Consider the following 19,816-nt stretch of genomic DNA (forward strand, 5'->3'; position numbering starts at 1 on the left):
GTCAGAAGGCCTGTCCGATGCCGGCATAGATCTGGAAGGAACCGTCGCGCGGGCCGGGGTCGAGCGGAATGCCGACATCGACGCGGATCGGGCCGAAGCCGGTCAGGTACCGGGCGCCGACGCCCGCGCCGATCTTCAGCTCGCCGAAGTCCGGCGCGAAGTCATCGCCGACGGTCCCGGCGTCCACGAAGGGCACGACCTGGATCTTGTCGGTGACGTTGAAGCGCAACTCGGCAGATGCTTCGAAAACCGACAGGCCGCCGATCGGCGTATCGACGAAATCGGGGTCGGTGCCGGGCAGGGCGAACGAGGGGTAGTAGGGGCCGATCGACTGGAACACGTAGCCGCGAACCGAGCCGCCGCCGCCGGCATAGAAGCGGCGGTCGTTGGGAATGTCGTCGAGGTCGGCACCCGCGATCACGCCGTAGCCGACGCGGCCCGCCAGGATGAAGCGGTCCCGCTCGTCGAGCGACAGATAGGCCGACACGTCGCCCCGCGCCTTGATGAAGGGCGTGCCGTTCTCGATCTCGTAGGTCGGCTCGGCATAGAGCTTGGCGAGGAACCCCTTCGTCGGGTTCAACTCGTTGTCGCGCCCGTCATAGGTGTAGGTGACCGGCACGGAGCCGAGCAGGAACTCGTCCTCGCCGAGATAGTCGCCGATCTTCTCGTATTCGGCGACGACGCTGACGACGAGCTTCTGCTGGTCGTCGATCGCGTATTCGACGCCGTTGCTGATCGCGATGGACTGCCGGTCGTAGGCGAGCGGCTGTTCGGTGAGCGCGGTGATCGAGCCGACATAGACCGAATCGGGGCCGAGCACGCCCGGCTTGCGAAACACGGCGGAGGCCTTGTAGTCGAACCCGTCCGTCTTGCGGCCGGTGTCGGAAATCTCGTTCGCTCCGATGCGCGACACCGACCCTTCCAGGCGCAGGCTCTCGGCTCGCCCGAAGAGGTTGCGGTGCTCCCAATAGGTGTTGGCGCCCGCCCCTTCGGTGTTGGAGAAGGTGGCGCCCGCGCCGAACACGCGCCGGGGCCGCTCGGCCACCGTCACCTGCAGCGGCAGCGTGCCGTCCGGTGCCTGTGCGTCGCTCGCCTTGATGGTGGCGGTGGAAAAGACGTTGAGCTTACGAAGGCGCTCGCGCGCCTTGTCGAGATCGGCGGTGGAATAGGTGTCGCCGGGTCGGATGCCGGTCATGAAGGCGATGAAGCCGGGGTCCACGCGCTCGTTGCCGGTGACATAGGTCTGACCGAAGGGCACGACGCCGCCCGGCGACAATTCGATACCGACATCGAGGCGCTGCGTCGCCGAATCGGCGACGACGTCGCGCCGGGTGACGGCCACGAACGGACGACCCTCGTTGCGAAGATCCTCGACGATCCGGTTCTCGATCTGGAGGATGCGGGTAGAATCGGCCGAGGAGCCGGGCGTCAGCTCGTAGCGCGCGGGGTCGATCGGAACGCCGTTGGCGGAAAGGCGCACGGTGCCGATCTCGAACAAGGGGCCGGGGTTCACATCGATCGTGACCGGTACGGGGCGCGAGGTGTCGAAACTCGCGTCCGGCGCGAGCTCGGCGATGTCCCGGCCTTCGATGCGGATGGTCACGAGGCCGTCGTAGCGCGCGTTCTCGTAGAGCGCCGCGACGAGGCGGCGGCGGTCGTTCTTGGCCTTGGCGAGAAGCCCGAGCGAGCCCGACACGGGCTCGTCCTCGTCGGCCTTCAGCGAGGAGGCTGCTTCGAGGATGTCGTCCAGCCCTTCCACCTCGGGCGAAACGTTGATCGTCACCTCGTAGCGCACGGGGTCGGGCAGTTCGGCGGCGGCTTTCTCGGCTTCGGACGGGCCGAACAGGTTGAACGGATCCAGGATGTTGAAGGCGCCGGCCGGAACCGGCGCCAGGGTCGCGGCGCAGGCGAGGACCACGGCGGAACGGAAGGCCCCTCGGGCGGCCAGGCGTTTGAATCCTGAAATCAACGCGGATGCTCTCTGCCTGTCGATCACCAAGGTTCGAGGAGCACCGGTTCGAGATCGCCAGCCCCCCGAGCGATACGATTCAAAATTGCCGGACCGGGCTCAAATAACAACCGCTTGGTCAGCCCGGCACAAGATTCACTTCCGGTTTTGTGGGACTTGCGCCACACCTGTCGCAACCCTGCGGGGCCGACCCGCGGCGAGCTTGATCCCATGAAAAAAGCGGGCCCCTGGGGACCCGCTTCTCTCGCACCATCACGCGGAATTTCGTCAGAGATTGCAGCGCCGGGCATAGCCGTCGTAGCCGACATAGGTGTCGGAGCGCGGATCATAGGACCGGTAGCGCGCGAAGCAGCGTTCCACATGGCTGCCGCGCGGGCTGGAATAGCCGTAGTCGTCGTAATAACGGGCCTGGCGGGCGCGGTAGGGCGGCGGCGCGGGGATCGTGTCCTCGTAACTCGGCGGGGCGACGTAGACGGGGCGCGGAGGCGGCTCGTAGTACTGCACCGGCGGCTCGGCATAGCGCGGCTGCGACAGGGCGGAACCCAGAAGCGCGCCTGCGGCCAGGCCCACGGCACCGCCGAGGAGAACGTCCCCGGTGTTGGAGCGATGGTGGCGATAGCCCCAGGGTTCGGCCTCGGCGGCCGGAACCGCGGCGCCGAGCGCCAAGGCGGATGTGACGAGAGCGAGTAGCGTCTTGCGCATGGAAACACTCCAGTCCGGCAGGGAGCCGGGTCGATCGGGTGCCGGGACCGTCCCGGCTTGTCGGTTCTCACGCATTGAGCCTGAGTTCACATGAACGAGAGCTGAATACGAAAGTTTCCCTGGCGCGGCGCGAGGATACGAAAATGGGCGCCGACGATCCGTCGGCGCCCCCACTTCGTTCCGCAATGGATCAGAGATTGCAGACCCGGCGCTCGCCCGCGCTGTTGGCGACGTAGGTGTTGGTGCGCGCATCATAGGTTCTGTAGCGCGCTGCACAGCGGGCGGCCTGGGCGCGGCTCGCGCCGCCGCGATATTCCGGCGCCCGATTGCCCGAGGCCGCGCTCCCCGCGATGGCACCGGCTGCGAAACCGAAGATCGCGGCCGCCGCGGCGTCGTTGCGGTTCCGCTCGCGGTAGTTGTCGCGATACCAGCGCTGATAACGGCGGTCGTCCCAACGGCGGGCGTCGCGGCGGAACTCGCGGCAGTCGCGCGCGCCGGGGTTGCGGGCGCAGAAACGCTCGACGAAGCGCTGACGCTCACGGAAGCTCTGCGCTTCGGCCTGCGGCGCCGAGAAGGTCACGGCACCCGTAGCAAGGACCGTCACGGCCATGAAGGTTTGAAACAAGCGGCGCATCGGCGAATGGCTCCCAAATCGCATGTGATGACCGGCGGGACCGAAAGGCCCATCGCCGACGTTGACCGAAACCGGGAAGCGACGTCCGGGTTCCCTCGATCGACGTAAGCTAGGCTGATGAACATGAACCCGAACTGAACGGGTGCGACCATTGGGCGCGAGGGGACGAGAGCCGTGGATAAGTCGTTCCCCGCCATGGTTCGAACGAAACGCGAACACTATATGTGAACCGATGAGCAAGATGACCCTGATCGACAAGCTGGCGATCCTCAGCGACGCGGCGAAATACGACGCGTCCTGCGCTTCCAGCGGGACGTCGAAACGAGACTCGATGAAGTCGAAGGGGATCGGCTCCACCGAAGGATCGGGCATCTGCCACGCCTATGCGCCGGACGGGCGGTGCATCTCGCTCCTCAAGATCCTGATGACGAACTTCTGCATCTACGACTGCGTCTACTGCGTGAACCGCTCGTCCTCCAACGTGGCGCGGGCGCGGCTTTCGGTCGAGGAAGTCGTCAAGCTGACCATGGAGTTCTACAAGCGGAACTACATCGAAGGACTGTTCCTGTCGTCGGGCATCATCCGCAACTCCGACTACACGATGGAGGAGATGGTGCGCATCGCGCGCAAGCTGCGCATGGAGGAGAACTTCGCCGGCTACATCCATCTGAAGACCATTCCCGACGCTTCACCGAAGCTCATCGAAGAGGCCGGTCTCTTCGCCGACCGCCTGTCGATCAACATCGAGCTGCCGACCGACATCGCTCTGGAAGCGTTGGCGCCGGAAAAGAAGCCGCGCGACATCAAGCGTTCCATGGGGCACCTCAGGCTCAAGATCGACGAGTACAAGGGCGAGCGCCGGGACCGCGCCAAGCCGCCGAAGTTCGCCCCCGGCGGCCAGTCGACGCAGATGATCGTCGGCGCCGACGGGGCGAACGACGACCTGATCCTCGGGCGCTCTGAAAACCTCTACGGCAACTACCGTCTTCGCCGCGTCTACTATTCCGCCTTCTCGCCCATACCCGACGCGTCCTCGCGCCTGCCACTCGCCAAGCCGCCGCTGATGCGCGAGCACCGGCTGTATCAGGCCGACTGGCTGATGCGCTTCTACGGGTTCGGGCGGGACGAGATCGTGTCCGGCGGCGCGGACGGCATGCTCGATCTCGCGATCGACCCGAAGCTCGCCTGGGCGCTCAAGAACCGCGACCGTTTTCCCGTCGACGTCAACCGCGCCGATCGCGAGATGCTGCTGCGCGTGCCCGGTCTCGGCACCAAGTCGGTGGACCGCATCCTGTCGACGCGCCGCCACCGCACGCTGCGGCTGGAGGACGTCGCGCGTCTCTGCCACTCGGTGGAAAAGGTCCGCCCCTTCGTGGAAGCGCTGGACTGGACGCCGGGCGGCCTCACCGACCGCGAGCACCTGCGCGGCCTCGTGGCTCCCAAGGCCGAGCAGTTGAGCCTGTTCTGATGTTCACGGCGCGGCTCGACCACCCGGCGGATTTCGACGGCTGGCGCGAGGCGGCGCGCACCGCCTTCGCGCTGCGCATTCCGCCCGAGGAGATCGCTTTCCTGGTTGGCGACGAGGCGGCGCCCTTGTTCGGCGAGCCGCTGGGCGAGCGCCCCGCGGATGCGCCGTCCTTCAATGTCCCGAAGGCCTTCCCCGACGTCGCCCGCAAGCTGATCTGCCACGCCGACCCCGAACGCTTCGTCTTCGCCTATCGCCTTCTCTGGCGCCTGCAGGAGGAGCGGAAACTTCTCGAGATCGTCTCCGACCCGGACACGCGCCGCGCCGTCGAGATGGGAAAGGCGGTTTATCGCGACAGCCACAAGATGAAGGCCTTCGTGCGCTTCCGCGAGATCGAGGACGCCAACGGCGAGCGGCAGTACATCGCCTGGTTCGAGCCTTTCCACCACGTCGTCGAGCTCACCGCGCCCTTCTTCATGCGCCGATTTCCCGGCATGGTCTGGAGCATCCTGACCCCTAAGCGCTCCGTCCACTGGGACGGTGTCGACATGGTCTTTGCCCCCGGCGCCGACCCGGCCGAGAAGCCGGCCGACGACGACATGGAAGCGCTCTGGCTCACCTACTACGCCTCGATCTTCAATCCGGCCCGCCTCAAGGTGAAGGCGATGCAGGCCGAGATGCCGAAGAAATATTGGCACAACCTGCCCGAAGCGGCCCTGATCGAGCCCCTCATCCGGAACGCGGAGGCGGCGCAGCGCCGCATGATCGAAACCCAGCCGACCCTGCCGAGTTTTCGCCACGAGAAACAGGCGGAGCGAAACGATATGGCGCGCGCAGCGGCTAAGGTCCCGGCCTTCAACGGCTTCAACAAGCCCCCCGAGGACATCGACGAGGCGCGGGAACAGGCCCAGCACTGCAAGGCCTGCCCCCTGTGGGAGCCCGCGACCCAGACCGTTTTCGGCAAGGGCCCGCCCGATGCCCCCGTGATCTTCGTCGGCGAGCAGCCCGGCGACCAGGAGGATCTGGCCGGCGAGCCCTTCATCGGCCCTGCCGGCAAGGTGTTCGACGAGGCGCTGGCTGCCGCCGGCATCGACCGCTCCCAGGCCTATGTCACCAATGCCGTGAAGCACTTCAAGTTCGAGCCGCGCGGCAAGCGCCGCATTCACGCCAAGCCCAACATGGGCGAGGTCAAGGTCTGCCGCTGGTGGCTCGAACAGGAGCGCGAACTGATCAAGCCCAAGCTCATCGTCGCGCTCGGCGCCACTGCCGCCGCTTCCGTGCTCGGCAAGACCGTCACCATCCGCGACACGCGTTCCCAATTGATCGACTTGCCCGGCGGCCACACCAAGCTCCTTGTCACCGTCCACCCCGCCTACATCCTCCGCCTCCCCGACCCGGAAGCCCAGGCCCGCGAGCGCCAAGCCTTCCACGCCGACATGGACCGCGCCAAGGCCTACGTGCCCGAGATCGCGCTGGCTTGAGGGGGCTGGCGTGGGTTGGCGGGGCTATCGCCCCGGACCCCATCCGGGAAGGAATTCCCGGACCCTTCTTTTCGTTTGAACTTATTTCCGAGATCGGAGAGGGGTCCAGAGGAAATCGTTTCCCCTGGCGGGGTTTGGGGCAGCGCCCCATGCCACCGAGCGCCCGCCCCCTCCCAAGCCGGCGCCGTCCTGTGCTAGGGCATGGCCGACGAGGCAGGGCCGGAGGAGGGCTTTCATGAAGCGGTCGCGGGTTAACGAGATCATTCGGGAGAGCGATGCGTTCATTCGCTCGTTTGGCTATGTGCTGCCGCCGTTTGCCTACCTGTCTCCGGGAGAGATGAAGGCGCGGGGCTCGGATCTGGCGTCGGTGGTGGAGCGGCGGCTCGGGTGGGACATCACGGATTACGGGCGGGAGGATTTCGACAAGCTCGGCCTGTTTTTGTTCACGACGCGCAACGGGGACAACGCGGATCTGAAGTCGGGTCGCGGCATGCTCTATGCCGAGAAGATCATGATCTCGCGGCAGGACCAGTTGTCGCCGATGCACCGGCACGACCTGAAGGCCGAGGACATCATCAACCGCGGTGGGGCGACGCTGGCGCTGAAGCTTTATACGGCGGGGCCGGACGGAGAGATCGACAAGTCTCTGCCCGTTAACGTCGTGACGGACGGGATGCGCCGGCAGATGCGGGGCGGGGATATCCTGCGGCTCAGCCCAGGCGAGAGCGTCACCCTGATGCCGGGGGTCGACTGGCATGCGTTCTGGGGCGAGGGCGGCGATGTCCTGATCGGCGAGGTGTCGACGGTCAACGACGACCTGACCGACAACGTCTTTGCCGAACCCATCGGAAGGTTCTCGCAGATCGAGGAGGACGAGGAGCCGCTGCATCTCCTCGTGTCGGACTACGACACGTGGCTTCGGCCTTGACCGATAGCTGTGGACGATCGTGGGGCGGGACTCCTGATCGGGCGGGTGCTCCGCTAGATTTCCCTATCCTCGAAGATGTGTGCGAAGGGTGCCGCGTGTCGCGCGGCCTCATGTTGCGGAAGGAAGCCGTTTGACCAAGGTCGCCGTCGATCTCGGAACGAACGCCACGGGCGAGCCGGCGGAAATGGACCTGGAGGAACTCCTGTCCACGCGCCTTCTCGTCCAGGGCAATTCGGGATCGGGCAAGTCGCATCTCTTCCGCCGCATCCTGGAGCAGAGCGCGGGCTGGGTGCAGCAGGCGATCATCGACCCGGAAGGGGACTTCGTGTCCTTTTCCGATCGGTTCGGCCATGTGGTGGTCGACGCCGACCGCACGCCGGCCGAACTCGGGCGCATCGCCGCGCGCATTCGCCAGCATCGCGCTTCCGTGGTTCTGAACCTCGAGGGGCTGGATGCGGAAGTCCAGATGTCTTGCGCGGCGGCGTTCCTGAACGGCTTGTTCGACGCCGACCGGCACCACTGGTTTCCGATGCTGATCGCGGTGGACGAGGCGCAGATCTTCGCGCCCTCCATGGCGGGCGAGGTCGCGGACGAGGCACGGCGCATTTCGCTGGGTGCGATGACCAATCTCATGTGCCGCGGCCGAAAGCGCGGGCTGGCCGGCATGATCGCGACGCAGCGTCTGGCCAAGCTTGCCAAGAACGTCGCGGCGGAAGCCTCCAACTTTCTGATGGGGCGCACCTTTCTCGACATCGACATGGCGCGCGCCGCCGACCTCCTCGGCATGGACCGGCGCCAGGCCGAGCGTTTTCGCGATCTCGAGCCGGGGCAGTTCGTGGCGCTCGGCCCCGCCCTGTCGCGCCGGCCGATCCCCGTGCGCATCGGCCCGGTAGAGACGGCGGGCCGCTCCGGGCGGCCGGTCCTGATGGCGCTGCCGGAAGCCAGCGCCGCGGAGATGGCCGACCTGATCTTCACCGCCGGCGCCGACGAGCCCGAGGTGCTGCCCGTGCCCGTTCGGCGCGAGCCGGCGGTGGCGACGCGCGAGCTTCTGGAGCGCGTCTCGGCGCCGCGCTTTGCCGCGATGCCGGCAGCCGAGGACGAGCTGGAGGAGGACGAGGAAGCCGAAGCCGAGCGGCAGGTGCGCCTCGACGAGATCTTCGACGAGCTGATGGCCGATCCGGAAGCCGCGTTCCGCCCGGTGCAGGTCCTGTATCAGGACTTCCTCACTCATTGCCGCCTGAAGCGACTGTCGCCCGGCGCGCTCGACATGGCGGGATTCCGCCGCAAGCTGGCCTTGGCGCGCGCCGGCGTCGGCTCGAGCGGCGAGGACGAGGCCTGGGCCGAGGTCGTGTCGCGATCCGAGGAATTGCCGGAGGACATGCAGGGCGTCTATCTCCTGCTGGCCAAGGCTGCGCGCGACGCCGACCCTTGTCCCTCGGACGAGGTGCTCGCGAAGGCCTATGGCAGCCATTCCCCCTCGCGCGGGCGATTTCTCCTGACCTACATGGCCGAGCGCGGCTATATCGCGGCGGAAACCGACTTTCGGGGCAACCGCGTGGTGACGATCGCCGGCAACAACTGGCGCACCGGCGCGGGCACGTCGAAGCCGCGTGGGGGCGCGGCTCCCCGCCTTCGCCGGGCCTGATCGGGACCTGTTCGAACGGGTCTCGTCCCGGCCCGCGATCCATGGCAGAAGGGGCGCATGTTTCCTGAGAATCTCTGGACCGAAGATCTGATCCTGCGGCCGATCGCCCTTGGCGACACCGGCGCGATCTTCGACGAATATGCGCAGGACCCGGAGGTCACGCGCTTCCTGACCTGGGCGCCGCACGAATCGGTGCGCGACACGGAGGCCTATATCGAACGCTGCATCGCCAGCGAGACGTCGCGCACCTATACGCTGCTCGGGCGGCGCGACCGCCAGCTTCGCGGCGCGCTGACGATCCGGCGCGACGTGCCCGGCCGCGTCGGCTTCGGCTATGTCCTGTCGCGCCGCTCCTGGGGGCAGGGGTTGATGACCGAAGCCCTGAGCGAGGTCGCGGCCTGGGCGATGAAGCAGCGCGACGTCTGGCGCGTCGGCGACGTCTGCGACGTCGAGAACGTCGCTTCGGCCCGGGTCATGGAAAAGGCCGGGTTGGAGCGCGAAGGGCTCCTGCGCCGCTGGATGGTGCACCCTAATATCGAGAAGACGCCGCGCGACTGCTGGATGTTCGCTCGGGCGAAGTAGGCCGTCTCACATCGGGGGCACGGAGACGCCCAGGAGTCGCAGCGTACCGAGCACGAACCCATCGCCGATGGCGAGCGCGATGGCGAGTTCGAGCGCCACGACGAGGCCGATCGTGCCGAGAAGCGGCAGAGCACGCGCGGCGAAGAAGCCGACCACCACGAACACCGTGTCGCCGATCGCGTTGAGGACGCTGTCGCCGTGGTAGTCCGGGGCGCCGACCGCCTGGCCGAACATGGCGATGATCCAGGGCGTGTTCTCGGCCACCTCCCAGATCGCGCTGGATGCCAGCGTCGTCAGGAGGAGCCAGCTTGTCGGCCAGTGCGGGCGGGCGTGGCGGAGCGCCAGGAACAGCCCGATCCCGTAGACGACGTGAAGCGCCGAATACCAATCGCTGAACTGCTGCGAGGAGCCGGGGGAGTGCGGGTCGCCGTCCCATAGCGCGATCGTGCCGCAGTCGCACACGACAGGGCGGCCCATCAGGTCGAGAAGCGCCGCCATCAGCACCACGATCGACACGCCGACCGCGACCTGGCCGGTCGGGCCGGCCAGCAGTCCCTGGTGGATTCGCGGGGTCGAGGATGGCGACAGATCGGTCATGTCAAGCAAACGCCGATCGGAGCCCTGCGGTTGCCTGCGCCCGCGTCGATGTCCACAGGCTTTTGCCGTCGATTTCGCAAGGGGTTGCGCTATGTTCGGGGGATATCCCTCGGTTGCGTTCCTCGCATGATCCATTTCGGCCTCGTCTGCCCTCCTTTTCCGAGCCACGTGCGGGTGTTCGAGGCCCTGGCGGCTGCGCTGGCCGAGCGCGGCCATCGCGCGACCTTCGTCCTGAACGCCGGGGCGGGGGAACTCGTGCGCGAGGGCCCGTGGGGCGTGCGCGAGGTGGGGCTCGGCTTGCCGGCGCGCGGCGCCGGCGACCGGTCTACCGGCCTCCTCGGCGTCCTTCGAACGGTGGCCGATGCCGCGCGTCGCACGGAAGGGCTGGCCGGCGGGGGCGCGGCGGCCCTACGGGCGGCCGGCGTCGATGCCATCCTTGCCGACCAGATGGAGCCTGCCGGCGGGCTTCTGGCGGCCCGGCTCGGGCTTCCCTTCGTTTCCGTCGCCTCCGCCCTGCCGATCGACCCGCACCCGGCCATGCCGCCGCCCTATCTCGACTGGCCCTATGATCCGACGCCCGAAGGCCTGAAGCGCAATCGCGGCGGGCGCCGCGTCGCATCGCTCCTCCTGCGCCGGCAGGGCGAGGCGATCCGCCGCTCGGCGCTGGCGCTCGGGCTGGAACCGTTCGGGCGCATGGAGGACTGGCTGTCGCCGATCGGCACGGTGTCGCAGACGCTGCCCGCCTTCGACTTTCCCTATGCCGGCCATCGCCGCGTCCTTGGCGTCGGGCCGTGCCGCGCGGCGGGCGAAGGGGAGGGGGCGCTGCCGTTCCGGCGCGATCCCGTCCGCCCGCTCGTGTTCGCCTCGCTCGGCACCTTGCAGGGCCACCGGGCCGGTCTGTTTCGCGCCATCGCCAAGGCTTGTGCCACGCGCGGCTTCCAACTGGCGCTCGCCCATTGCGGTCGGTTGTCGTCGGCCCAAGCCGCGACGATCGACGCCGAGATCGTCACCGACTTCCTGCCTCAGCGCGCGGTGCTGCGCGCCGCCGACATCTGCATCACGCATGGCGGGCTCAACACCGTTCTCGACGCGATGGAGTTCGGCGTTCCGACGCTCGCCATTCCCATCGCCTACGACCAGCCGGGCGTCGCCGCCCGCCTCGTCCATCACGGCGCGGGGCTGAAGTTGTCCCGCCGCCGCGCCGGCGCGGAGGCGATCGGGGCGGCGCTAGATCGGCTTCTAGCCGAGCCCGCCTTCGGCCGGGAAGCTCGAATCGTCGGCGAGGCGATCGGGCAGGCCGGCGGGGCTCCCGCCGCAGCCGGCGCGATCGAGGCTTGGATCGGCGAAGCGATGGGCACTTCCGCCCTGTCGAAGGCGGTGGCGGCATGAGCGACGCCGACATCATCCTCGTCGGCGGGGGCCTCTCCAACGGCCTCATCGCCCATCGTCTGGCCGCGCGGCGCCCCAACCTGTCCGTCCTGATGGTGGAAGGCGGCGCCAAGATCGGGGGCAACCACACCTGGAGCTTCCACGACGGAGACCTGTCGGCCGCCGAGCACGAGTGGATGGCGCCCTTCGTCGCCGCCCGCTGGCCGGACTACGACGTGCGCTTTCCCAAGCGCCGACGGGCGGTCGGAACCGGCTACGCGTCCGTCACGTCGGAGCGCTTCCGCGAGATCGTCGCGGGCTCGCTGGGCGATCGGCTGCATCTCGAAACCCCCGTCGAGGCGGTGACCCCGACGAGCGTGACCTTGCGCGATGGGCGCGTTCTCCAGGCGCCCGCCGTGATCGACGGGCGCGGGCAACGCCCGAGCCCCCATCTCGAACTCGGCTTCCAGAAGTTCCTCGGCCAGGAATGGGAGTTCGACCGGCCGCACGGCGTCGAGCGCCCCGTGGTGATGGACGCGACCGTGCCCCAGCGCGACGGCTATCGCTTCGTCTACATCCTTCCCTTCAGCCCGACGCGGCTTCTGGTGGAGGATACCTACTACGCCGATCGCGGCGCGCTCGACCCCGATCTCCTGCGCCGGCATCTCGCGGCCTACGGAGCGGAAGCCGGCTGGGGCGCGGGGCGTCTCGTGCGCGAGGAGCACGGAATTCTGCCGATCGCGCTCGGCGGCGATATCGACGCCCTGATCGCCGGCTCGGGGGGCGTGCCGACCGTCGGCCTCGCGCATGCGCTGTTTCATCCGACCACCGGCTATTCGCTGCCCGACGCGGTGCATGTCGCCGAACTCGTGGCGCGGGCGCCGGACGTTTCGGCGGCGGGGCTGGCGCGGCTTCTCGACGCGCATGCGCGCAATCTCTGGGCCGACAGGAGCTACTTCCGCCTCCTCAACCGCCTCCTGTTCCACGCGGGCCGGGCGGATGAGCGCTACCGCATCCTCGAGCATTTCTACCGCCTGCCGGACCCGCTCGTGGCGCGCTTCTATGCCGCACGGCTGGACTTTCGGGACAAGTTGCGCATTCTCGCCGGCAGGCCGCCAGTCTCGGTCGTCAGCGCGCTTCGCGTGCTCGCCTCCTCCCGTTCCCCCGTTTCTCGACCTGAGGAAACCGCATGAGTTCCATTCCCCCGGCCGCCCGCTCCGCCATCGTGATCGGATCGGGGTTCGGCGGACTGGCGCTCGCGATCCGTCTCCAAGCGGCGGGCATCCAGACGACGCTTCTGGAAAAGCGCGACAAGCCCGGCGGCCGAGCCTATGTCTACGAGGACGGGGGCTTCACCTTCGATGCCGGCCCGACGGTGATCACCGATCCGTCCGCGCTCGAAGAGCTTTGGGAGGCGGCGGGCAAGCGCCTCGCCGACTACGTGACGCTCCTGCCCGTTAGCCCGTTCTACCGGCTGTGCTGGGAGGACGGCTACGCCTTCGACTATGCCAACGACCAGGGCGAGCTCGACCGGCAGATCGGCGCCAAGAACCCTCGGGATGTCGAAGGCTATCGCCGCTTCCTCGCCTATTCGCGGGCCGTGTTCGAGGAAGGCTACCTGAAGCTCGGCACCGTGCCGTTCCTCCAGTTCCGCGACATGATCCGCGCCGGGCCCCAGCTCGCCAAGCTCCAGGCTTGGCGCTCGGTCTATGCCAAGGTGTCGGAGTTCATCGAGGACGACCAGCTCCGGCAGGCCTTCTCGTTCCACTCGCTGCTGGTCGGCGGCAACCCGTTCGCGACCTCCTCCATCTACGCGCTGATCCACGCGCTGGAGCGCGAATGGGGCGTGTGGTTCCCGAAAGGGGGCACCGGCGCCCTGATCGCCGGCATGTCGAAGCTCTTCACCGATATCGGCGGGCGGATCGAGCTAAACGCCGAAGTCGCCCGGATCGAAGTGGACGGGCGGCGCGCGACCGGCGCGGTGACCCATGACGGGCGGCGTTTCGAGGCCGATTGCGTCGCCTCCAACGCCGACGTCGTCCACACCTACGACAAGCTTCTCAAGGGCACGACGCGCGGCGCGTCGGAAGCGGCGCGGCTGAAGCGCAAGCGCTTCTCGATGTCGCTCTTCGTGATCTATTTCGGGCTGAAGCGGCACCAGCCGCAGCTGCAGCACCACACCGTCCTCTTCGGGGCGCGCTACCGCGCGCTGATCGACGAGATCTTCAAGGGAAGGACGCTGGCGGGCGACTTCTCGCTCTATCTCCACAGCCCCTGCGCCACCGACCCCTCGCTCGCCCCGCCCGGCATGGGCAGCTACTACGTGCTGTCCCCGGTGCCCCATCTCGGCAACGCGCCGATCGACTGGGAGGTGGAGGGCCCGCGCTACCGCGACCGGATCTTCGACTATCTCGAGGAGCGTTACATGCCGGGCCTTCGGGCCGATCTCGTCACCTCGCGCATCTTCACGCCGAACGACTTCCAGTCCGAACTCAACGCCCATCACGGCTCGGCCTTCTCGCTCGATCCGGTGCTGACGCAGTCGGCCTGGTTCCGCGCGCACAACCGCGACGACGCCATTCCGAACTTGTATCTCGTCGGCGCCGGCACTCATCCGGGTGCGGGCGTTCCCGGCGTCGTCGGTTCCGCCAAGGCGACGGCCGGCCTGATCCTCGGGCATGCGGCAGCCTGACCTCGCGGCCTATTCGGCCGCATCGATCGCCAGGGGGTCGAAAAGCTTCGCCGCCGCGGCACGCCTGTTCGATGCGCCGACGCGCGAAAGCGTCACCATGCTCTACGCCTGGTGCCGCCATTGCGACGACGTGGTGGACGGGCAGGACGCGGGCTCGGCGGTGCGGAGCGACGACGGCCGGCCGGTGGCGGAGCGCATCGCCGGGCTCCGGCGCGACACGGCGCTCGCCTTCGACGGGCGTCCCGATGGCCTGCATCCGGCCTTCGCTGCGCTGGCCGCCGTGATAGCGCGCCACGCGATCCCCCGGCACGATGCGGACGAGCATCTGGCGGGTTTCGCCATGGACGGCGAGGACCGCGCCTACGAGACGCTGGACGAGCTGATGCTTTACTGCTGGCGCGTCGCCGGCGTCGTCGGGGTGATGATGGCGCGCATCATGGGCGTGCGCGACGAGGCGGTGCTCGACCGCGCGAGCGACCTCGGGCTCGCCTTCCAACTCACCAACATCGCTCGCGACGTGGTGGACGACGCGCGGGCCGGGCGGATCTACCTGCCGCGCGAATGGCTGCGCGACGAAGGCCTCGCACCGGGCGATCTCGCCGATCCCGCGCGAAACGCGGCCGTGTTCCGCCTCCAGCGCCGCCTCGTTCTGGCAGCCGAGCCCTACTATGCGTCGGCCAGGATCGGCGTCGCCTCGCTGCCTCCCCGCTCCGCCTGGGCGGTCGGCACCGCGCTCGACGTTTACAGAAGGATCGGCTCCAAACTCGTGACGCGAGGGGCGGAAGGGGTGGGTACGCGCGTTTCCACCTCGAAGGGCGAGAAGATCGCGGCGATCGCCAAGGGCGCCGGCATGGCCGCATGGCGGCGGAAAGGCGGGGAACCCCGTTCGCCTCTTCTGTGGACCCGCCCGCGATAGTCTAGCGCGCGGCGCGGCGCTCTTCGGCTTCCGCCGCGACCTTGCCGGAGCGCTTCAGCTGGTCGCGCAGCTTGTCCACCGGCGGCGCGTAGAGGAAGCCGAAGCTCACGCAGTCGTCCTTGCCCTTCACCGCGTGGTGCAGCCGATGCGCCTGGACGAGGCGCTTGGCGTATCCCTTGTGCGGGATGTGGCGGAACGGCCAGCGCTGATGCACCAGCCCGTCGTGGACGATGAAGTAGAACAGGCCGTAGAGCGTGATGCCGGTGGCGATCGCGGTGACCACCGGCAGCGCTGCCAGCGTCCCGACGGCAAAGAGAACGATCGCGAAGACCGCGAAGACCACGGCATAGAGGTCGTTCTTCTCGAACAGGTCCTCGTGCGGCTCGTGGTGACTTTCGTGCCAGCCCCAGCCCCAGCCGTGCATGATGTATTTGTGCGCCGCCCAGGCGACCCATTCCATGACGAGGAACACGGCGATCGCAATGGCGGCGAGGGCAAGCCAGCTGTCCATGGTGGGAGATGCCTTCTCGTATGCGTCAAGCGGGATCGTTGTATCGCGCGGGTGGCAGAATGCCTACCGAAATCGGCGGGAAAGCTTCGCGATCTCAAAGGGTTGGATGCGTTCTAAACGAAGAGCGTTCAGCGCCGGCCGCCTTCGGTTTCCAGAACCGGCATCGGCGCGGGGCCCGTCGGCTCGATCATCGCGGGCAGGGCCAGCCCGTCGATCAGCGCATGGAGCCGCGAGTCCTCGCCGAAGACGCTCGTCAGGTGTGCCCGGCAGGTGTCGAGATGGCGCGCGACGAGCCGTTCGGTCCGGTCGATGCCGACGAGCGCCACCACGGTCGACTTGCCCGCATCCTGGCCGACGTCCTTGCCGGTGCTCAGCGTGTCGCCCGACACGTCGAGAAGATCGTCCAGAAGCTGGAAGGCGAGGCCGAGTTCGGCGGCAAACGCCGACAGCTCGCGCCTTTGCGAAGGCGCGGCGCCCGCCACCACGGCGCCGAGATCCACGGCGGCCGAAAACAAGGCGCCGGTCTTGCGCCCGTTGGCGTCCGTGATATCGCCCATCGTGCGCGGGGACGTGCCGCCGCGAAGATCCTGGAACTGGCCGGCGACGAGCCCGGCCGAGCCGACGGCCGCCGCCAGGATGCCGACGCCCGCGCTGCGCCGATCGGCCGGCAGCGCCTCGATCCGCGATAGTACGGCGAAGGCCTCGCTCAGCATGGCGATGGAGGCGAGAACCGCGACGTCCTCGCCATGCGCCCGGTGGATCGCGGGCCGCCCGCGCCGCAAAGCCGCGTCGTCCATGCACGGCAGGTCGTCGAGAATCAGCGATGCGGCATGCACCATCTCGACCGCGCATCCCGCGTCGATCGCGGCGCTCGTCGATCCGCCGAGATCGGCGGCGACGATCGCCGTGATCAGGGGGCGGAGGCGCTTGCCCGGAGACAGAAGGCTGTCGCGCATCGCCAGCCCGAGGCCGCCCTGACCGGCCAGAACGGGGGGAAGAAGCTCCTCCAGCCGCGTTTCGATCCGAAGGAGAAGGGCGGCATGGGGTGGGGCGAGCTTCGATGTCATCCGCGTCTTCAATACTCCCCGGCGCGTGCCCGGCTTTTATGTCACACGCGATCTAAACTCGATACAAGGTTCTAGCACGCATGCGAGCCCCTGGAAGCGCAAGCCGGGGAGGGGTCACATGAATGCGACGAATCGACATAGCGCCCCGGCCCCGCATCCGGTGGCAAGGACGGCGACGGGCATGGGCAAGGGAGGCGCGGTGTTGGACGGCAGCGGTCGGGAGAGCGAAGGCGAAGGGGAGATCGGCGCGCGCAAGAGCGACCACCTGGATATCGCGCTCCAGCCGAGCCTGCCCGGTTCACGCGCGGACACGGGCTTCGACCGGGTGCGCTTCGAGCATGTGGCGCTGCCCGAACTCGACCTGGACGCGATCGACCTGTCCACCCGCTTTCTCGGCCGCGCGATGCGCGCGCCGATCCTGATTTCCTCGATGACCGGCGGGCCGGAACGCGCGGGCGCGATCAACGCGCGGTTGGCGGAAGCGACCGAGCATCTCGGCCTGGCGCTCGCCGTCGGCTCGCAGCGCATCGCGCTGGAAGGGCGGGGAAGCGGAGGGCTTGGCGCCGATCTGAGACGCCGTGCGCCCCATGTGCCGCTTCTGGCCAATATCGGCGGTGCGCAGCTCGCCGCCGGCTGGGGGGTACGCGAAGCGCGCCGGGCGGTGGAGATGATCGAGGCCGATGCGCTGATCGTCCATCTCAACCCGCTGCAGGAGGCGGTTCAGACCGGCGGCGACCGCAACTGGGCCGGGGTCCTCGGCGCGATCGAGGCGCTTGCGCGGGAAGCCGGGTTTCCGATCGTGGTGAAGGAGGTCGGCGCCGGCCTCTCGGCCACCGTCGCGCGTCGGCTGGTGGAGGCCGGCGTCCACGCGATCGACGTAGCGGGCGCGGGCGGCACGAGCTGGGCCGCGATCGAGGCCGAGCGCAGCGCCGACCCTCGCGTGCGAGGGAGTGCGCTTCTGTTTTCCGACTGGGGCATCCCGACCGCGGACGCCATCGCCGAGGTGCGGGCCGCCTGCCCGCAAGCTTTCGTGATCGGGTCGGGCGGCGTGCGCCACGGGCTGGATGCGGCGCGCGCGATTCGGCTAGGAGCCGATCTCGTCGGCCAGGCGGGTGCCAGTCTCGCAGCCGCCGATGTGTCCACCGAAAGGGTCGTCGCTCACTTCGCCGGGGTGGTGGAGGAGCTGCGCATCGCCTGCTTCTGCACGGGTTCGGCCGATCTCGAAGCCTTACGCACGGCGCGCCTGCGCCCCGCCGAGGCGCCCGCCCGGTCCTGACCGGCGGTTTCCGTTTGCCGTTCGCGCGCCCGATCCGCTAATCCCGGTTTCCACGAAGGGTTTTTCGAGGAGACACGCCATGGCCGCGACGCTGACCGACTATCTGGGCGCCTATGCCGGGGCGGACGCGCGCCGGCGCGACGTCGCCGCGCTGGTCGGCGAGCTGGCGAAGGCGGCCGGGCGGCTTCAGCACCTGATCTCGACCGGGGCGACCGGGGATGCGGGCGCCGCCACCGGATCGGACGGCGATCCCAATGGCGGCGGCGATATCCAGAAGGTGCTGGACCGCGAGGCGGACCGCCTGTTCCTGGACGCCGCGCGCGCCGCGCCCGTCGCCTTCTACGGCTCGGAGGAGCAGGACGACGCCGTTCCGCTGCGTGCCGAAGGCAGCCTCGCCTTGGCGATCGATCCGCTCGACGGATCCTCCAACATCGAGACCAACGTTTCGATCGGCACCATCTTCTCCGTCCTGCCGGTGGACGAGGGGCATCGCGCCGATCCGTCGAGCGTCTTCCGGCAGGCCGGCCGGGCGCAGCTCGCCGCCGGCTTCTTCGTCTACGGCCCGCGCCTCATGCTGGTCGTGACGGTGGGCGAGGGGACGCACGCCTTCGGCTGGTCGCCCGACACCGGCACCTTCACCAAGCTCGCGACGCTCTCGATCCCCGAAAAAGCCAAAGAATATTCGATCAACGCTTCCAATTCCCGCCATTGGGACGAGCCGGTGCGGCTTTACATCGAGCATTGCCTCGAAGGGGCGGAGGGGCCGCGCGGGCGCGATTTCAACATGCGCTGGGTGGCCTCCATGGTGGCCGATGCCTACCGCATCTTCGTGCGCGGGGGCATCTACATCTACACCGGCGACCGGCGGAAGGGCTACGAGCGCGGCCGCATCCGCCTCGTCTACGAGGCGAACCCGGTCGGCTTCTGCGCCGAGCAGGCGGGCGGGGCTGCAAGCGACGGCCTCCAGCCGATCCTCGACATCGTTCCCGATGGCCTCCATCAGCGCACGCCGGTCGTCTTCGGCTCGCGCGAGGAGGTGCTGGAGTTCGCCCGCACCCTCGCCGATCCGGCGAGCCGGGCGGAAACCTCGCCGCTCTTCGGCCAGCGCCCGGTCGGAGGCTTCTGAGCCGTGGCCGCCGACATTCTGATCGCGCCTTCCATCCTGTCGTCTGACTTTTCGCGCCTCGGCGAGGAGATCGCGGCGGTGGACCGCGCGGGGGCCGACTGGATCCATCTCGACGTGATGGACGGACATTTCGTGCCCAACATCACCTTCGGCCCGCCGGTGGTCGCGGCAGTGCGCGGCGCCTCGGAGAAGTTCTTCGACGCCCATCTGATGATCGAGCCGGCCGATCCGTATCTGGAAGCCTTCGCCAAGGCGGGTTGCGACGGGATCACGGTGCATGCCGAAGCCTGCACCCATCTCCACCGCTCGCTCCAGGCGATCCGCGACCTCGGCTGCCGCTCGGGCGTCGCGCTCAACCCGGCGACCCCCGAAGCCGTGCTGGTCGACATCCTCGACCGAGTGGATCTCGTTCTCGTCATGACAGTCAACCCCGGCTTCGGCGGCCAGGCGTTCATCTCGTCCATGCTGGACAAGGTCGCGCGGGTGCGCGCCCTGATCGGCACCCGTCCGATCCGCCTCCAGGTGGACGGAGGCGTGACGCCCGAAACGCTGCCCGCGCTGGTGCGCGCCGGAGCCGACACGTTCGTCGCCGGCTCGGCGATCTACAAGGGCGGAACGGAAGGCGCCTACCGCGCCAATATCGAAGCTCTGCGCGCCTCCGTCCGATAAGGGGCAGTCTATCCGTCACCCTTATCATCCCGATGTGATCGAAGCGGTTGATTTCGCTGTAAAGGCACAATCAAACGTTTCGCATCCCATTCGCTAACCTGAAGACGCGATAACGAGTTGGTGAAGCCGCCTGTATTGCGGCCTGCCACCGATGAAAAACCTCCGGTGCGTTATTGCGCCGCGATAAA

18 protein-coding genes are annotated in these 19,816 nt (G+C 68.3%); 12 read left to right on the plus strand and 6 right to left on the minus strand.

The window, feature by feature from the left end:
• Position 1: 1 nt before the first annotated feature.
• From H7A85_RS14875 to H7A85_RS14885, 3 genes are all read right to left on the minus strand, one after another.
• A complete protein-coding gene (locus tag H7A85_RS14875) occupies positions 2–1,969 on the minus strand; it encodes an autotransporter assembly complex family protein (RefSeq protein ID WP_244631210.1) in 1,968 nt (655 codons plus the stop codon).
• A 267-nt stretch (positions 1,970–2,236) separates the two neighbouring features.
• Positions 2,237–2,671: a BA14K family protein gene (locus tag H7A85_RS14880; protein ID WP_182086737.1), complete on the minus strand. Its 435-nt coding sequence runs from the start codon at positions 2,669–2,671 to the stop codon at positions 2,237–2,239.
• Between the two features lie 190 nt (positions 2,672–2,861).
• Complete coding sequence (locus H7A85_RS14885; protein ID WP_182086738.1) at positions 2,862–3,305, minus strand: BA14K family protein; 444 nt, start codon at positions 3,303–3,305, stop codon at positions 2,862–2,864.
• A gap of 232 nt (positions 3,306–3,537) precedes the next feature.
• On the opposite strand from H7A85_RS14885, the gene H7A85_RS14890 reads away from it, so the two are divergent.
• The 5 genes from H7A85_RS14890 to H7A85_RS14910 all read left to right on the plus strand — a co-directional run bounded on the left by H7A85_RS14890 (position 3,538) and on the right by H7A85_RS14910 (position 9,406).
• Complete coding sequence (locus tag H7A85_RS14890; protein ID WP_182086739.1) at positions 3,538–4,773, plus strand: putative DNA modification/repair radical SAM protein; 1,236 nt, start codon at positions 3,538–3,540, stop codon at positions 4,771–4,773.
• Positions 4,773–6,251 (plus strand): UdgX family uracil-DNA binding protein, encoded by a 1,479-nt coding sequence (locus H7A85_RS14895; RefSeq protein ID WP_182086740.1) that lies wholly within the window; start codon positions 4,773–4,775, stop codon positions 6,249–6,251. The genes H7A85_RS14890 and H7A85_RS14895 overlap by 1 nt, the downstream gene beginning before the upstream one ends.
• A 235-nt stretch (positions 6,252–6,486) precedes the next feature.
• On the plus strand, positions 6,487–7,179 hold the full coding sequence (locus tag H7A85_RS14900; protein WP_182086741.1) for a D-lyxose/D-mannose family sugar isomerase: 693 nt from the start codon (positions 6,487–6,489) through the stop codon (positions 7,177–7,179).
• 130 nt (positions 7,180–7,309) lie between these two features.
• The gene (locus tag H7A85_RS14905) at positions 7,310–8,824 is read left to right on the plus strand and encodes an ATP-binding protein (RefSeq protein WP_182086742.1); all 1,515 of its coding nucleotides are present in this window, start codon (positions 7,310–7,312) and stop codon (positions 8,822–8,824) included.
• Between the two features lie 57 nt (positions 8,825–8,881).
• The gene (locus H7A85_RS14910; protein ID WP_182086743.1) at positions 8,882–9,406 is read left to right on the plus strand and encodes a GNAT family N-acetyltransferase; all 525 of its coding nucleotides are present in this window, start codon (positions 8,882–8,884) and stop codon (positions 9,404–9,406) included.
• Between the two features lie 6 nt (positions 9,407–9,412).
• On the opposite strand, the gene H7A85_RS14915 is transcribed toward H7A85_RS14910, so the two are convergent.
• The gene (locus H7A85_RS14915) at positions 9,413–10,003 is read right to left on the minus strand and encodes a DUF2585 family protein (RefSeq protein WP_182086744.1); all 591 of its coding nucleotides are present in this window, start codon (positions 10,001–10,003) and stop codon (positions 9,413–9,415) included.
• 126 nt (positions 10,004–10,129) lie between these two features.
• Here H7A85_RS14915 and H7A85_RS14920 point away from each other — a divergent pair, with 126 nt between their 5' ends.
• From H7A85_RS14920 to H7A85_RS14935, 4 genes are read left to right on the plus strand one after another with little or no spacing between them, the layout of a single operon-like run.
• Positions 10,130–11,392: a glycosyltransferase gene (locus H7A85_RS14920; protein ID WP_182086745.1), complete on the plus strand. Its 1,263-nt coding sequence runs from the start codon at positions 10,130–10,132 to the stop codon at positions 11,390–11,392.
• On the plus strand, positions 11,389–12,564 hold the full coding sequence (gene crtY / locus H7A85_RS14925) for a lycopene beta-cyclase CrtY (protein WP_182086746.1): 1,176 nt from the start codon (positions 11,389–11,391) through the stop codon (positions 12,562–12,564). The genes H7A85_RS14920 and crtY overlap by 4 nt, the downstream gene beginning before the upstream one ends.
• The gene (locus H7A85_RS14930; protein ID WP_182086747.1) at positions 12,561–14,063 is read left to right on the plus strand and encodes a phytoene desaturase; all 1,503 of its coding nucleotides are present in this window, start codon (positions 12,561–12,563) and stop codon (positions 14,061–14,063) included. Before crtY ends, H7A85_RS14930 begins: the two co-directional genes overlap by 4 nt.
• A complete protein-coding gene (locus H7A85_RS14935; protein ID WP_182086748.1) occupies positions 14,050–14,979 on the plus strand; it encodes a phytoene/squalene synthase family protein in 930 nt (309 codons plus the stop codon). The genes H7A85_RS14930 and H7A85_RS14935 overlap by 14 nt, the downstream gene beginning before the upstream one ends.
• Position 14,980: 1 nt before the next feature.
• Here the strand turns inward: H7A85_RS14935 and H7A85_RS14940 are convergent, their stop codons facing one another.
• Together H7A85_RS14940 and H7A85_RS14945 are read right to left on the minus strand one after the other, a co-directional pair.
• Positions 14,981–15,490: a sterol desaturase family protein gene (locus tag H7A85_RS14940; RefSeq protein ID WP_182086749.1), complete on the minus strand. Its 510-nt coding sequence runs from the start codon at positions 15,488–15,490 to the stop codon at positions 14,981–14,983.
• A gap of 128 nt (positions 15,491–15,618) precedes the next feature.
• Entirely contained in the window at positions 15,619–16,557 is a 939-nt protein-coding gene (locus H7A85_RS14945; protein ID WP_182086750.1) for a polyprenyl synthetase family protein, read from the minus strand.
• Positions 16,558–16,675: 118 nt separating this feature from the next.
• On the opposite strand from H7A85_RS14945, the gene fni reads away from it, so the two are divergent.
• The 3 genes from fni to rpe all read left to right on the plus strand — a co-directional run bounded on the left by fni (position 16,676) and on the right by rpe (position 19,628).
• Positions 16,676–17,833: a type 2 isopentenyl-diphosphate Delta-isomerase gene (gene fni / locus H7A85_RS14950; protein WP_244631211.1), complete on the plus strand. Its 1,158-nt coding sequence runs from the start codon at positions 16,676–16,678 to the stop codon at positions 17,831–17,833.
• A gap of 79 nt (positions 17,834–17,912) precedes the next feature.
• Positions 17,913–18,959, plus strand: a complete 1,047-nt coding sequence (locus H7A85_RS14955) for a class 1 fructose-bisphosphatase (RefSeq protein WP_182086751.1) — start codon at positions 17,913–17,915, stop codon at positions 18,957–18,959.
• Between the two features lie 3 nt (positions 18,960–18,962).
• On the plus strand, positions 18,963–19,628 hold the full coding sequence (rpe, locus tag H7A85_RS14960) for a ribulose-phosphate 3-epimerase (protein ID WP_182086752.1): 666 nt from the start codon (positions 18,963–18,965) through the stop codon (positions 19,626–19,628).
• Positions 19,629–19,816 lie beyond the last annotated feature (188 nt).

It is taken from the genome of Aureimonas sp. ME7, assembly GCF_903970965.1.
Classification (GTDB): Bacteria; Pseudomonadota; Alphaproteobacteria; order Rhizobiales; family Rhizobiaceae; genus Aureimonas.

Coding starts and splice junctions, on each gene's coding strand:
- H7A85_RS14880 (WP_182086737.1), bottom strand. CDS start 2,671: ATGCGCAAGACGCTACTCGCTCTCGTCACATCCGCCTTGGCGCTCGGC.
- H7A85_RS14885 (WP_182086738.1), bottom strand. CDS start 3,305: ATGCGCCGCTTGTTTCAAACCTTCATGGCCGTGACGGTCCTTGCTACG.
- H7A85_RS14890 (WP_182086739.1), top strand. CDS start 3,538: ATGAGCAAGATGACCCTGATCGACAAGCTGGCGATCCTCAGCGACGCG.
- H7A85_RS14895 (WP_182086740.1), top strand. CDS start 4,773: ATGTTCACGGCGCGGCTCGACCACCCGGCGGATTTCGACGGCTGGCGC.
- H7A85_RS14900 (WP_182086741.1), top strand. CDS start 6,487: ATGAAGCGGTCGCGGGTTAACGAGATCATTCGGGAGAGCGATGCGTTC.
- H7A85_RS14910 (WP_182086743.1), top strand. CDS start 8,882: ATGTTTCCTGAGAATCTCTGGACCGAAGATCTGATCCTGCGGCCGATC.
- H7A85_RS14915 (WP_182086744.1), bottom strand. CDS start 10,003: ATGACCGATCTGTCGCCATCCTCGACCCCGCGAATCCACCAGGGACTG.
- H7A85_RS14920 (WP_182086745.1), top strand. CDS start 10,130: ATGATCCATTTCGGCCTCGTCTGCCCTCCTTTTCCGAGCCACGTGCGG.
- crtY (WP_182086746.1), top strand. CDS start 11,389: ATGAGCGACGCCGACATCATCCTCGTCGGCGGGGGCCTCTCCAACGGC.
- H7A85_RS14930 (WP_182086747.1), top strand. CDS start 12,561: ATGAGTTCCATTCCCCCGGCCGCCCGCTCCGCCATCGTGATCGGATCG.
- H7A85_RS14935 (WP_182086748.1), top strand. CDS start 14,050: ATGCGGCAGCCTGACCTCGCGGCCTATTCGGCCGCATCGATCGCCAGG.
- H7A85_RS14940 (WP_182086749.1), bottom strand. CDS start 15,490: ATGGACAGCTGGCTTGCCCTCGCCGCCATTGCGATCGCCGTGTTCCTC.
- H7A85_RS14945 (WP_182086750.1), bottom strand. CDS start 16,557: ATGACATCGAAGCTCGCCCCACCCCATGCCGCCCTTCTCCTTCGGATC.
- fni (WP_244631211.1), top strand. CDS start 16,676: ATGAATGCGACGAATCGACATAGCGCCCCGGCCCCGCATCCGGTGGCA.
- H7A85_RS14955 (WP_182086751.1), top strand. CDS start 17,913: ATGGCCGCGACGCTGACCGACTATCTGGGCGCCTATGCCGGGGCGGAC.